Consider the following 13917-nt stretch of genomic DNA (forward strand, 5'->3'; position numbering starts at 1 on the left):
ATTCAAAAAAAATCGTGTTAATCTATCAATCCTTTAATCGTGTACTGAAGCCCACCATCTTATGCAGCACCGTAGGGCTGTAAACCTTACCGCCTTTTATCACCACTTTAACATTCCGCAGAGCGCTAATGTTACTAAGCGGGTTGCCATCTACAATAATCAGATCGGCGTTTTTGCCGGTGGAGATGCTGCCGGTTTGTTTATCCATGCCCATTACCTGTGCCGGGGTGATGGTGGCGGTTTTAAGGGCCTGTGCCGGGGTTAAACCTGCGCCAACGTATATTTCCAGTTCGCGATCCACGCTAAAGCCGGGGAAGCCCATATCAGTACCGGCTACGATGGGTACGCCGGCGTCGTAAAGACGCTTTACAATTTGACGCATACTCTCTATCATTGGCTTAAACCTCGCTGCTGTTTCGGCATCGCCACCCATATTTTTGAAAACGGTTTGCATTGTTGGGGGTAGTGTGTTAAAATTTGGCTCAAGGGCAGTTATATCATCCTTAACATTGCGGTAAGCTAATTCGTAAACACCCACCGTAGGATCGATCACTACTTTGCGGTCGGCAAGAAATTTAATAGCAGCTTTGCTGATGGAGTCGTCGAAATTTACCGAGCGGTCTTTATTGCGTTTCATCATGCTGTACACATATTGCACATGGTTCACCATGTTCATACCCGAATCTACGCCGGCTCTTAGCGACATGCCATTGGGGATATGCCCGGTAACGGTAAGCCCCAGCTTATGGGCCTCGTCGCAAACGGCTTTCACAATGGCGGGTTTCATGGAGCTGTATATTTTTATCTGGCCGAATCCCCTTGCTTTATAGGTATCTACCGCTTTTATGGCATCTTCTTTGGTATCGGCCTGGATAATACCCAAAGCCATCGGGCCTTTACCATCAATAATACCGGCCATAATTATTTTAGGGCCGATGCCTTTACCGCTATCGATAGCTTTTTGGATAGCATCGATAAAACCCAGTTCGTTACCACAATCGCGCACGGTGGTTACGCCGGCAGCAAGGTAGGCCGGCCCCCATTCGGTTTGCTCAAAGTGCGCGTGCATATCCCAAAGGCCGGGCAATATGGTTTTCCCTGCCGCATTAATAATTTCCGCACCTTTTGGTATAGCGGTGCCCGCTTTGCTTATTTTTGTAAAGAGGCCGTTCTGTAGTATAATCACGCCGTTTGGTATAGCGATGCCCCTCTCCACATCAACAATACTTCCTCCGGTAATGGCTACAATTTTATTGGCGGATGCAGGTAACGCGGTCGATTTTGCAAAGACTTCCATGCCATAGCCGGCGGCGCGTTTTATCAATTCGGGCAACAGCGCTTCATAGGGTTCGCTCATCATTTCGGTTTTATCGCCCTCGGCATCAATGGTGAGAATACATATCAGTTTACCGGTATTGTCCGTCCACAGCAATTCATTACCCCAAATTAAACCGCTAATGGTGTAACGAATGAGCGACAGGGGCTTACCGTTAAAAGTAAGCACATCGGTACCTGTCTTTTTAATGTGCAAAGCGCCAAAGGGCAGTGTATTGATGGTGGCGGGCTGCTTCTTGTTGTTCCAGTATTTCAACAATATCATTTGCACGGTAGCCGGCGAATAACCGGTAACGGGAAATGTATTTGGCAACACACTTTGGGTATAGGTAGAATCGTTCACGCGGATGGTTGCCCTATTACCTTTTATTTTTATAGAATCGTCTACCGTGGAAAAACGCGAAGTGCTGCCTTTGATCACCAGCTCCAGCGGATCGGCGACGGGGTTTACCTTTAAGGTTGCCTTCAGCGGAACCGGGCTGCCCCTGTCCACAAACTTAAAATCGACCACGTACTTTTTTGAGTCTTTATAGTTATAAACCTTGTAGGTTTCCTTCCCGATATGCTGCTCAAACTTATGCAGCAAAAAGGTACCGCTATCTGCAGGCAGATCCTGGGCTTTGGCGGACAAGAATACGAAAGATAAAAAGATAAACGACAAAAGATTTTTCATGGTGATGGAAGCTTTATACTTCAAATATAGGTGGATGGTGTAATAGTTTATCCACTTGTCGCCCAAATTTCAAATAAACACCTATTTATCGCTTAGCGTTATCCACTCCCCAGGTCGGGGGTTGCCGTTTATTTTTATTTGCAAGCTTAGTCTCGTGAGCGTGGACGCCCACCAATATTATTGCGTCAGGCGTAGCGGTTCAATGTTTAAGTTCACTCCCCCCTTAAACATCAAACGCCAAAGGTTTCCCTTCGGCGTTCAACAATTGAAAATTTATTACCCGATATTAAAACTTATAGTTTTTCGCCATGCTGGCTGATATCCAATCCCAAAACTTCGTCTTCTTTTGATACCCTTAGCGGCGAGATCATGTCGGTTATCTTCAATAATACCACCGAACCGAAGAACGAGAACAAAGAAGTGGCAACCAACGCCAGTAATTGAATGAAGAACAAATGCGTGTGCCCAAAAAATAAGCCGTCGCCGGTGGTGTTGGCCGGGTTTACGTTTTGGTTGGCAAATACGCCGGTTAGCAGCATACCTACCATACCGCCTACACCATGGCAGGGGAATACGTCCAGCGTATCATCTATCGTGGTACGCGTGCGCCATTCTACTACCAGGTTGCTTACCACTGCCGATATGATACCAATCGCCAGTGAATGCGGTACACTTACAAAACCAGCCGCAGGGGTAATAGCCACTAAACCTACCACAGCGCCGATACAGGTACCCATGGCAGAAGGCTTGCGGCCGCGCAGCATATCAAAAAATATCCAGGTAACACCGGCGGCGGCAGATGCCGTTGTGCTGGTAGCCAGTGCGGTTACTGCCAAATGGTTTGCGCCAAAAGCAGAACCCGCGTTAAAACCGAACCAGCCGAACCAAAGTAAACCCGTGCCTATCATTACATAAGTGATACGAGCCGGGGCATGGTTGGCTTCGTTACGGCGTTTTAAAAACAAGGCTGATGCCAGTGCCGCCCAACCGGCCGACATGTGTACTACCGTCCCCCCGGCAAAATCGAGCACTCCTAATTTGAATAAAACACCATCCGGGTGCCAGGTGGCGTGGGCCAATGGCGAAAAGATAAATATGGAGAACAACACCAAAAAAATGATGTATGAGTTAAAACGGATACGCTCGGCAAAGGCGCCTGTAATAAGCGCGGGGGTTATAATGGCGAACTTGAGCTGATACATGGCAAACAGCAGCAATGGGATGGTTGGCGCAAGCGGCCAGCTGGTATTGCCCAGCATACCCTTCATCATAAAAAAGGTAGACGGGTTACCAATAACGCCGCCAATGCTATCGCCAAAGGCCAAACTAAAGCCAAATATGCCCCACATTACGGTAATGATAACCATACATACAATACTTTGTAACATGGTGGATATCACGTTCTTTTTGTTCACCATGCCGCCGTAAAAAAAGGCGAGACCGGGTGTCATGATCAAAACAAGAGCGGTAGACATCAGCATCCAGGCGATATCGCCGGTGTTAAAATCCGACTTTATCGTTTTATCATATTCGATAGAAGGAAAGGCAAATGTAAGGCCTAAAATTACCAGGATGATGAAGAAGGGGAAGTAACGTTTCATATATTATCAGCACTTTTTACAATAAACGGCTGAATTTATATAATTTCTGCAATATTTTTACGAAAAATGAAAAATTACTACAAATTACATGTATTTAATCAGTAAATCCGGGAAAATCCCGAATAAGATCAATGCAATTGCGATAATCACCGAAAGCACCACCAACTTTATCGACCATTTATTTTCGCTAATGATGAGTTCGGTACGTTTCAGGAATAAATTAAGCGGAATTTTGATGTAGTAGAAGAGCGCTACTACCGTGGTAAGCGCACCTGTTGCCAGCATGGCGAGCAGCCAAACATCTTTGGTATGCTGATAAACGCTATAGGTAGCCGAGAACACAAACAGCTTACCCGTAAAACCAGCGCTTACCGGGATGCCTGTTAAGGAGATGAGCACCACTACAAAACAAACCGACGCCAGCGGATATTTAAAGCCAAGCCCTTTATAGTCGCGCACATCGGTAATACCTTCGGCGTTCTCAAAGTAATTGGCCAAAGCAAGCGCCGTGATAATGCCAAGCCCATAAACCAGCAGGTAATATATTAAAGCGGATAAACCTTCTGGTGTAAATGTAACCAGTGCCATCAGCGCGAAACCGGTATGCCCAATGCCCGAGTAGGCCAGCATCCGTTTCACATTATTTTGCAGTACGGCGGTAAAGTTACCGGCTATCATGGTGATGATACCGATGATGCTTAACACCAAACGAAAATCGAACCCATGCCAATCTTTATAAAATGCAAATGGCGTAACAAAGTTCACCAGCAAAGCAAAGGCGGCAATTTTTGGCAAAGCCGAGAGGTAGGCCGTAACCGGGGTTGCGGCACCTTCATAAACATCGGGCACCCAAAAATGAATGGGAACGAACGACAACTTAAACCCTATACCCACCAACACCAATACCAGGGCGAAGGAAACACTCAACGGGTTTACCTGTGCAAACTGCACGATCATCTGACTCCCCACTGTTAAATTCAGCGAACCCGTAAAGGCATAAATAAGCGAGATCCCGTACAACATTACCGCCGACGATGCCGCGCCAAACAGTACATACTTTAACCCCGCTTCGGTAGTGATCAACCGCTCGGATTTATAGGCCACCAACAAGTACGATGCAATAGACACCATCTCAATCGCCAGGTAAATAGATAGCAGGTTCACCGCCATGATCATCAAATGCAAGCCCAATACCGATCCGATGACGATGGTGTACAGATCTGACAAGCCTTTTTTATGCGCCTTTAACTTATTATCCCAGGTAAAATACAGCAACAGGATAAACGTTAATACATCGATAACGATCTTAAACTTAATGGCGGGGCCATGCAGCCACAGCATATTACCAAACAAGTATTGCGAACCGCTGCCCTTCATCAACAGGAACTTCTGATCGTAATCCATCACCAATACCAGCACCATGCCTATCAACGCGATGGTGCGGCAGAGCCAGGTGGAGGATTTACCAAAGAAAAGATCGGTAAGCAGTACCACGATAAACAACGCAGTTAAGTAAATTTCGGGCGTAAAATATTGCAGACTGCCTAAAACATCACTTAACTGGTTGGGTATATCGCGTATGGGGTAATGCATTTTTATTATTGTACTATTACAGATTGGTTTTTAGGATATTTCACCTGGTATTTTAAATGAAACTGTTTTTCGGCCTGCGGGATAATGGTGAAGTTCCAGGCGGTTTTGCCGGTGAGCTTATCCATTTCGGCACCGCTTATATCCTGCGTTTCCACTTCAATATCCGAATTTTTTGATACTGGTACCTGGTCTTCTACCAATAAATTCACAGGCTGGTTTTTGCGGTTTTTAACCGTAATGAGCCAGTCGCGGGTTTCTTTTTTATTGGAGCCGAATATGCCTTGCTTATCGTTCAGTTCCTTTTGCAAAGTACGGGTAACTACAATGTTCTTGTCAACCCCTAATGATAAATTTAGCGTATCTGCAGCAATATGGGTATCGATCAGGGATTTGCCGATGAACGTACCCTCAAAAAACAGATTCGCCTCGCCGGATAAAAAGTTGTATTTATTCCAGTCGGTAATACGGGCGGTTAAAAACACATCGGTGCTTAGCTTGGGTGCTACGTAGTATTGATACGTTGCTTCGGTACTCACTTCATCTATTTCTACCAAATATTGTTTTCCATCAGCCGGGATGGTGTATGGGTTATCTATCTTAAACTCAATATTGGTTTGATTTTCCGTTTGGTTAACAGCGATGGGGACGGTATTTAAAGTAGCAACACCACGTATTTTTATCCGTTTATCAACAGACAAGCCGGCAGCACTTCCTTGCAGGTCACTTGAAACGCCATAACCCACCACGACCACCTCGCTTAATTGATTTACAGAGGATTTTAGCGCAACATTAATCACAGATGAATTTACAGTTACCTCCTGGGTTTCCATACCGAGGTAACTAATCTGCAATACCGGGCTGTTTGCAGGTATTTGCAAACTGTAATTGCCATTTACATCTGTCTGCGTGCCGATAGATGTACCTTTCACCTTTACGGTTGCACCAGGTATCCCCAAGGCATCATTCTGGGATGTAATTCTCCCGTTTACTTTGGTTATGCTGTTCGGCTGCCCGGCATAGTACATGCCTAAATTAAGATAGTAGGGTAATAACTCCGGCTTGCTGCCGCTTACGGCTGGGTTGCCGGTAGATAGGGTTAGTTTAATATTTTTCCATTCCTCGCCACATTGCTGCGATACATTGGCTTTGTAAGCGATGGTAACCGGGCTGTTTACGTTTTTGGCGCGGATATCATAAGTAGGGTACCAACCTGCGTTTTTAACTACATAAGTTAAGGTAAAAGCAGACTGCAAAGCTGTTTTAGAAGACACCGTAACCAATACATTACTGGTAGCGGTACTGCTTCCTTTCAGTATGTCGACTATTTGACGATCGTATTTTTGGAGTTCGATATTAAGTACGGCGATCTCGTTGCTGATAGCCTGTTCTTTCTTTTTTATTTCGGTGAGGCGCGCGGTTTGAAAATCGAGCGCCTGTTTTAGTTTGATAAGATCTAACCCCGAGTTTTGCCCGCTAACCACCTGGTTTTTGGTAAGCATGTTAGCTTCTTCCTGGTTAATAGAAAGCAGGCTGTTTTGCAGGAAAATTTTATCTCTCAGATTTTTTTGCTGTGCGCGAAGATCCTCAACCCGGCTAAGTTTAGCTTGCTCGTTCAAATAGTTCATCTCGTGCTTTACCGATAAGATGGTGAATTCCCCCGAGGCTTTTACCTGCAGGCTTTGCACATCAATATCCGGCGAAAGATTTTCAAATATCAGGATTGAGGTGCCTGGCACAATACTTGCCATTGCTGTGCGTGTAACTTGTGCACCGCTCAAAAACAATGTAACGTTTTGTACTTTGGATGCCACTTTCTGTCCGTCGTCGGCGCGGACGGTTTGGATGGATATAAACAGGCAGGCAATAAATAATAAATGCTTCATATTTTGTTTTATTTACCTGTAGGATGCACGCAATCGCCTATTTCCATAACCTTGCATCAAATTATTTTAAACCGATAAACTGTACCAGCGCCAGTACGGAATCATTCACCTTATCAAAAACCAGCGAAGGCATCAAGCCTAAAATTAAAGCGATGAGTGCCAAAGGCAGTAACGTCAAAGTTTCGCGCAGGTTGATATCTGTCAGGGCTATCTTCCAGATCTCGCCTCCTTTTAAGCTTAGCTTACCAAAAAACATCCGCTGCAGCGTCCACAAAAAGTAAGCGGCGCTCAGCAAGATCCCTACCGAACCGCAAACCGCCATCCAATAAGGCAGCAATCCGTTTACCGAATGTGATTTAAACGCACCTGCCAGTGAAAATGCTTCGGCCACAAATGCGGAGAAACCCGGCAGGCCAAGGGAGGCAAAGAACGCCACCATTACATAAACCGTATAGCGTGGCATCAGCGAACCAAGTCCGCGGAAATGGTAAATGTCGCGGTCGTGCACGCGGTTGTAGATTACGCCTACCAAAAAGAAAAGCATAGTTGATAAAAACCCGTGGCTCACCATCTGCATCATGGCACCGCTGATCCCCTCGGCGGTGTTAGAAGCGATGCCTAAAAGCACAAAACCCATATGCGATACGGATGAATACGCGATCAACCGTTTCAAGTCGCGCTGTGCGAGGGCGTTGAAAGCGCCGTATAATATGGAGATCACCCCTAACAAGCCGAGCCAGAAAGCACCGCTAAGCGCGATATCCGGGAAGATACCCAAACAGATGCGGATGATGCCGTAACCGCCAATTTTTAGCAGGATCCCCGCCAGTATGATAGACACCGGCGTTGGCGCTTCCACGTGCGCATCCGGCAGCCAGGTATGCAGGGGCACTACCGGCACTTTAATAGCGAAGGCGATAAACAGCACCACAAAACCTACGGACCGCGCCGGCATACCTAAAATGGTGCTATGCGTAAGGGTAGAGAACACCGAGCCGTTGATGTAGTTGGCCGGATTCATCATTTGGATGATATTGAAGGTATGGTTGCCGGTTGCCGGGTCTTTCACCGAGAGGTACAAGCCCACCATCACCAGCAGCATAAATACCGACCCGAACAAGGTATAAAGGAAAAACTTGATGGCCGCGTACTCGCGCCTTGCACCGCCCCACATGCCAATCAGGAAGTAGAGCGGCAACAGCATCAGTTCGTAAAAAGTGTAGAACAGGAAGAAATCCAGCGCGCAGAAAACGCCGACAACCGCCATATCCAGCAGTAAAAACAAAGCGAAGAAACCTTTGAGGTTGCTTTTGATCTCCCAGGAAGAAACGGCGGCAACCACCATTACCAGGCAGGTCATCACCATCAGCGTGATGGAAATACCATCTATCCCCACAAAGTATTCTATCTGCATTTTGCCTGCGGAGCCAAGGTCGAGATGGATCCATGGCACTTTTTGAACAAACTGGAACTGATCCTCGTGACTGATCCCGGCGAACGATGCACCGGTTTTAAAGTTGAGGTACATCCAAATACTCAGTCCCAGCTGCAGCAGCGTGGCAAAAAGTGTAATGTACTTAAAGCTGGCCCGCATAGATGAGGGCAACAGCAGGATGATGAATCCGAACAGTACGGGAGTGAATATAAGTAGGGTTAATATGTTCATCAGGCCCAGATCAATTTTAAAATAAAAACAGCAATTACGGCAAGCAACATGCTGTACAAATAGTATTGCACTTTACCGCCCTGGAAACGGCGCGCAAAATTGCCTATGTACTGCACCAGTTGGGCAGCCAGCCAAAGCACGCCATCCACAATATATTTATCGCACCAGGCGGTAGCTTTCGCTATGCAGAGGCCGATGCTTTCCAGAAGGTGTACAAATCCATCGATAACTTTGCGGTCTACCCAATAGAGCGCACCGCTGAGCCAAATTACAAACTTTACAATAATACGTTTATAAAAGCGGTCGATATACCACTCGTTGAAGGAGATACGGTAAAGGAGGCCGTTTTGCGGGGCGGACCAGGTATTGCGTTTGGCGTAAATCACGTACGCGCAGTAGATTACCCCAACGTTTAAGACGTTTACAAAAACCGGTACCATTACTGTATAAAGGCTTCGTTGCTCTTCATGCCTTTCGGGCAGAAAGGCTTTGTACAACCATGTACTTTCGTAGGAAAAAGGATTAAACGAAATTAGCGGGAACAAACAGCATAGCCCTAAAAATATTAGTGGCAATTTATAACGCCAGTCGCCATCGCCGATGTGGATATGAATGTGCGGATTCATCTTTTGCAGACGAAACTCGCCAAAGAATACTTTTATGATAAGCCTTGTTACGTAGAAAGCCGTAAGCCAGCTTGTAAATTCTGCGCCAATAGGGATAACGCTCAAAAGCGGATTTTTACTATCGCACCAGTTAAAAGCCTGTACCAATATGCCGTCTTTGGAAAGAAAACCGCTTGTAAAAGGCAGGCCGATCAACGCTACCCCGCCGATAAGCGCGGCAATAAAAGTAAGTGGTAACTTTTTGCGTAGACCACCCATGTGGAGGATATTCTGCGGATCAATATCGAGATTGTTTTCGTCGCTAATGTGTTTCACTTCGTGGATAACAATACCTGCCACCAGGAACAGCAAACATTTAAAGAAAGCATGCGTAGCTAAATGTAGCAATGACGATGAATATGCCCCAACGCCCATTGCCATTACCATATAACCCAACTGCGAAATAGTTGAGTAGGCCAGCACGCGCTTAATATCATTTTGGGTGAGGGCAATAGTAGCCCCCATAAACGCGGTAAAACAGCCGACAACGGCGAGGGTTGTGAGTTCGGTTTGGTTGAACATTGGATACACCCTGCCCAATAGGAATACCCCTGCTGCCACCATGGTAGCCGCGTGGATGAGTGCCGAAACGGAGGTTGGGCCTTCCATCGCATCGGGTAGCCAGGTATGCAATGGAAATTGTGCGGACTTAGCGGCGACAGCTAAAAAGATACCGCCGAAGGCTATGTAATGCCAAACTATGGGCAGATTTGCTTTAAGGTCTGAATAATGCGCCGAGTCGGCGTTTACCGGGATCCAACTGGGCGCTCCCGGATTATAAAGCGCGCCTGCGTAACTCCCCGTAAAGTGTGCATTATTGTCAATGGCTCGCTTCAACCACCCATTTGCACCAAATAACTCTTGTATATCAAAAGTTCCAAATACAACGAAGAGGATAATGATTGCCGTCAACAAACCGATATCTCCTATCCTATTCATGATAAAGGCTTTTTTGTTGGCTTGTACGGCGCTGTCCCTGTCGTACCAGAAACCGATAAGCAGGTAGCTGGAGAAACCCACCAGTTCCCAAAAAGCGTAGAAAGTAATGAGGCTGTCCACCACCACCAAGGCCAGCATACTAAAACAGAAAAAGCTGAGGTAACGGAAGTAACGGCTGTACCCAGCGTCGTCCTTCATGTAGGCGGTGGAATAAATATGCACCGGCAACGCGATGAGCGACACCAGCACGAGCATCAGTACCGAAAGGTTGTTGAGCAACACACCCACCTGCACCTTATTTTCGCCTATAATGAACCAAACCTGCTGCATGTGGATCACATGGCTATCCCACACCCTAAAAAACACCGTAAGTGACAGCACCGCGCTGCCCAAAATAGCCAGCGTAGATACCCAACCCGAAGCCTTACTTTTACCCAACACCAAAAAGTTGACCACAAAGGCAGCAAAAGGCAACACCACGGCTATAATAGCCAGGGTTACGGTTTGCGCGTCGGTATTTAATAAAGATTGATTCAATTTTTCTTTTTTTCGGCAGGTTCTATATTACCCTTTTCGTCGTATTCTATGCAAGCACCTATCAAAAAATCATCTTTATAATTGCACTCCGATTCTTTCGTACCGTTATCGTAATACTTTGTAAACAAGCCATTCATCATCCCGTTTTTTATACTCCCTGCAGAGAACAATTTACCTTCAAAAGTATGACTTACGAAATTCCCTGTAAATAACGTTTTATCCTGATTATACCACAAGCCGTCAATAGATAACAAATCGGTTGATAATTCAGCAGGCCGGTGCAAAGCATAATAAATTAACCCTGATGCAAACAAGCCAAGTGCTATTAAAGAAGAAAATAATTTCAAATAATAATTCTTCATCCCTTAATCTTTTAACCGGTTAATTTTATCCGCATCAATGGTTTTGTAGCGGCGGTACACGTTCAATATAATAGCCAGCGCTACGGCAGTTGTGGCGGCTGCCAGTACAATGGCAAAAAGGGCAAACATCTGCCCGCCGTTGTTAATACGGTCGTAACGGCCAAAGGCTACCAGGTTAAGGATAGCTGCGTTCAGCATCAGTTCGATGCCGATCAATATCTGGATGGCGTTCTTTTTTGATACCACAATGAACAGGCCGATGCAAAACAGCAAGGCGCTTACCAGCATAAAATCTTGCAGGGTTATCATGTGTTCCCCTCCTTCCGCGACAAATGCGCCGCCCCCACCAGGGCTATCATCAGTAAAATACTAATAGCCTCGAAAGGCAGCAGGTACCTCGTCATCAAATTGATGCCGATATTGTTAATACCCGATTCGTTTACGGGGATAACATTGCCGGTGTCCTTTGCAGTCTTTATCCAGGGCAAGCTGGCTACGTCGGCTTTAAATATAACGTTTACCATCACCACCAAAAACAAAGCAGCAAGTATAAAGCCCGGCAAATTACCCAAGCTAATGAACCTGTTTTTTTGCTGATTCACTGCTTCCAGCGCTTCCTTGCCCGAGAGCATGAAGGCAAACAGTATCAGCACCAAAATACCGCCCACGTATATTACAATTTGTGTAACGGCCACAAAATCGGCAACGGCCAGTACGTACAGCCCAGCGAGGCCGAACAGCGTAATAAAGAACATAAAGATGCTGCGTACCAAATTTTGGCTGATGGCTACCATCAACGCCGAACCCAGCATCACAAAACTCATCACATAAAACATCAACTGCACTAAACTCATGCACCGCCCTCCTTCGCTTTCATGGCGGCTAATTTGGCCGCCTGTTTTTCGGCTTGCTGCCTTTCCAAAAGTTCACGCTTTTCGGCAGCAAATTCCGGTGACATATCCGAAAACTCATAATTCAGGTCCTTCAGTTCAAATACGGTGCGATCGTACTGGTTGGTCATTACAATACACTCGGTTGGGCAAACAATGGTGCACAGCCCGCAGTACATGCACTTGGCCATATCAATATCAAACTTGGCAGCGTACAGCAGTTTTTTTGATCCGTCGGATGTTTCGCCTATGGAGCCCTCGGTAGATTTTATCGATTCGATATCGATGCAGTTTACCGGGCAAATTTTGGCGCAAAGGTCGCATACGATGCAGTCGTCTATCTCCACATCCAACTGGTAGCGGCCCACTTCGGGGGTCGGCAATTGTTGCATAGGATACTGGATGGTATTGGTATCGTTTTGCTGCTTAAAGTAATTGTTATCGGTAATGGGTATCACCTGCCGCTTAAAATTACCGACAAACAAGTGCTTCACGGTGAGGGTAAGCCCCCGCCATGCCGTTACGAATCCGTTTATTACTTTGCTTATCAAGTCTGAACCGTTGATTTTATTGATTAATTGATTACGTTGATATTAAACTTTTCTCTTTTGTCATTCCGTCCCCCGTCCCAAAATCACATCACCCACAACCGCCATACGCCCGAAATGAGCATACAGGCAAAAGCCAGCGGGGTTAATATTTTCCAGCAAAGGTTCATCAGCTGGTCTACCCGTAAACGGGGTAAGGTCCAGCGGATCCACATTTGCACGCCTACGAGGGCTATTGTTTTTATTAAGATCCAGATGATGCCCCAGGCGGTGCCGGTTGTCCAGTCGGCCAGCCTTACCCCGCCCATATTTGGTAGTGGCGTGTTCCAGGCACCGAGGAATAGGATCACCCCTACCATAGATACGAGGTACATCATGCTATACTCCGCCAAAAACACCAGCGCGAATTGCAAACCGGTAAACTCGGTATGGAAACCCGATACCAATTCCGAATCTGCCTCGGGAATATCAAAGGGGGCACGGTTGCTCTCTGCCAGCGACGCAATGAAATAGATCACAAACGCCACCAACAAATGCGGCGCGCGGAATACGTTCCATGACAAAATGCCGCCTATATGGCTTACGTCCCAAATGCCTAAAAACTTTATTTTTTCTGCTGCCAACACGCCTTGCTGCATCGAGATTTCCTGCAGGTTGAGCGTCTGAGCGATCATCACTACCGCTATCAGCGCGAAGCCGGCGGGAATCTCATAAGAGATAATTTGTGCCGCGGAGCGCATAGCGCCCAGTATAGAATATTTATTATTGGATCCCCAGCCCGCCATCAAAATGCCGAGGGTTTCGATAGAAATTATGGCGAACACATAGTACAGCCCAATATTGATATTGGCCGGTACAACGCCCGATGCCCAGGGCAGTGCCGCGAAACCAAGGTAAACGCCTATAAAAATAACCGCCGGCGCCATCAGGAAAAGTATCTTATCGGCAGCGGCGGGGATGATGAACTCTTTTTGCACCATCTTCAGCATATCCGCAGGCACCTGCAACCAGCCAAATTTGCCTGTTTCGGTAGGCCCCAAGCGGTTTTGAATAAAGGCACTCACCTTGCGTTCGGCATACACACCGATCATGGTAAACAGCCCCACAAAAGCAAATAAGCCAAAGGCAACAATAAAATATGTAAGATAAAAATTCAAGGGCGCTTGCTTTTGGTGCAAACTTAATAAATGCAGGGGATAGTTGACTGTTTTGGTAGTTGTTTTTT

11 protein-coding genes are annotated in these 13917 nt (G+C 46.3%); all 11 read right to left on the reverse strand.

Annotated elements, in window-relative coordinates:
* Positions 1-25: 25 nt before the first annotated feature.
* Entirely contained in the window at positions 26-2008 is a 1983-nt protein-coding gene (locus ABIX36_RS25590; RefSeq protein WP_348085008.1) for an amidohydrolase family protein, read from the reverse strand.
* A gap of 293 nt (positions 2009-2301) precedes the next feature.
* On the reverse strand, positions 2302-3609 hold the full coding sequence (locus ABIX36_RS25595) for an ammonium transporter (RefSeq protein WP_348085009.1): 1308 nt from the start codon (positions 3607-3609) through the stop codon (positions 2302-2304).
* An 84-nt stretch (positions 3610-3693) separates the two neighbouring features.
* Positions 3694-5202, reverse strand: coding sequence for an NADH-quinone oxidoreductase subunit N (locus tag ABIX36_RS25600; RefSeq protein ID WP_348085010.1), 1509 nt, complete (start codon positions 5200-5202; stop codon positions 3694-3696).
* A 5-nt stretch (positions 5203-5207) separates the two neighbouring features.
* Positions 5208-7085, reverse strand: coding sequence for a DUF4139 domain-containing protein (locus tag ABIX36_RS25605; protein WP_348085011.1), 1878 nt, complete (start codon positions 7083-7085; stop codon positions 5208-5210).
* A gap of 61 nt (positions 7086-7146) precedes the next feature.
* Positions 7147-8751: an NADH-quinone oxidoreductase subunit M gene (locus ABIX36_RS25610; RefSeq protein ID WP_348085012.1), complete on the reverse strand. Its 1605-nt coding sequence runs from the start codon at positions 8749-8751 to the stop codon at positions 7147-7149.
* Positions 8751-10892: an NADH-quinone oxidoreductase subunit L gene (nuoL, locus tag ABIX36_RS25615; protein ID WP_348085013.1), complete on the reverse strand. Its 2142-nt coding sequence runs from the start codon at positions 10890-10892 to the stop codon at positions 8751-8753. Before nuoL ends, ABIX36_RS25610 begins: the two co-directional genes overlap by 1 nt.
* Complete coding sequence (locus ABIX36_RS25620; protein WP_348085014.1) at positions 10889-11254, reverse strand: hypothetical protein; 366 nt, start codon at positions 11252-11254, stop codon at positions 10889-10891. Before ABIX36_RS25620 ends, nuoL begins: the two co-directional genes overlap by 4 nt.
* Positions 11255-11257: 3 nt before the next feature.
* Positions 11258-11563: an NADH-quinone oxidoreductase subunit NuoK gene (nuoK, locus tag ABIX36_RS25625; RefSeq protein ID WP_348085015.1), complete on the reverse strand. Its 306-nt coding sequence runs from the start codon at positions 11561-11563 to the stop codon at positions 11258-11260.
* A complete protein-coding gene (locus ABIX36_RS25630; RefSeq protein WP_348085016.1) occupies positions 11560-12108 on the reverse strand; it encodes an NADH-quinone oxidoreductase subunit J in 549 nt (182 codons plus the stop codon). Before ABIX36_RS25630 ends, nuoK begins: the two co-directional genes overlap by 4 nt.
* The gene (locus tag ABIX36_RS25635; protein ID WP_348085017.1) at positions 12105-12695 is read right to left on the reverse strand and encodes a 4Fe-4S dicluster domain-containing protein; all 591 of its coding nucleotides are present in this window, start codon (positions 12693-12695) and stop codon (positions 12105-12107) included. The genes ABIX36_RS25630 and ABIX36_RS25635 overlap by 4 nt, the downstream gene beginning before the upstream one ends.
* Before the next feature lie 83 nt (positions 12696-12778).
* Complete coding sequence (locus tag ABIX36_RS25640) at positions 12779-13849, reverse strand: complex I subunit 1 family protein (protein ID WP_348085018.1); 1071 nt, start codon at positions 13847-13849, stop codon at positions 12779-12781.
* Positions 13850-13917 lie beyond the last annotated feature (68 nt).

The organism is Mucilaginibacter sp., assembly GCF_039925265.1.
Lineage (GTDB): Bacteria > Bacteroidota > Bacteroidia > Sphingobacteriales > Sphingobacteriaceae > Mucilaginibacter.

Excerpts from the sequence above, each read along its gene's own strand:
- ABIX36_RS25590 (WP_348085008.1), bottom strand. The coding sequence starts at position 2,008 with ATGAAAAATCTTTTGTCGTTTATCTTTTTATCTTTCGTATTCTTGTCC.
- ABIX36_RS25595 (WP_348085009.1), bottom strand. The coding sequence starts at position 3,609 with ATGAAACGTTACTTCCCCTTCTTCATCATCCTGGTAATTTTAGGCCTT.
- ABIX36_RS25600 (WP_348085010.1), bottom strand. The coding sequence starts at position 5,202 with ATGCATTACCCCATACGCGATATACCCAACCAGTTAAGTGATGTTTTA.
- ABIX36_RS25605 (WP_348085011.1), bottom strand. The coding sequence starts at position 7,085 with ATGAAGCATTTATTATTTATTGCCTGCCTGTTTATATCCATCCAAACC.
- ABIX36_RS25610 (WP_348085012.1), bottom strand. The coding sequence starts at position 8,751 with ATGAACATATTAACCCTACTTATATTCACTCCCGTACTGTTCGGATTC.
- ABIX36_RS25620 (WP_348085014.1), bottom strand. The coding sequence starts at position 11,254 with ATGAAGAATTATTATTTGAAATTATTTTCTTCTTTAATAGCACTTGGC.
- nuoK (WP_348085015.1), bottom strand. The coding sequence starts at position 11,563 with ATGATAACCCTGCAAGATTTTATGCTGGTAAGCGCCTTGCTGTTTTGC.
- ABIX36_RS25630 (WP_348085016.1), bottom strand. The coding sequence starts at position 12,108 with ATGAGTTTAGTGCAGTTGATGTTTTATGTGATGAGTTTTGTGATGCTG.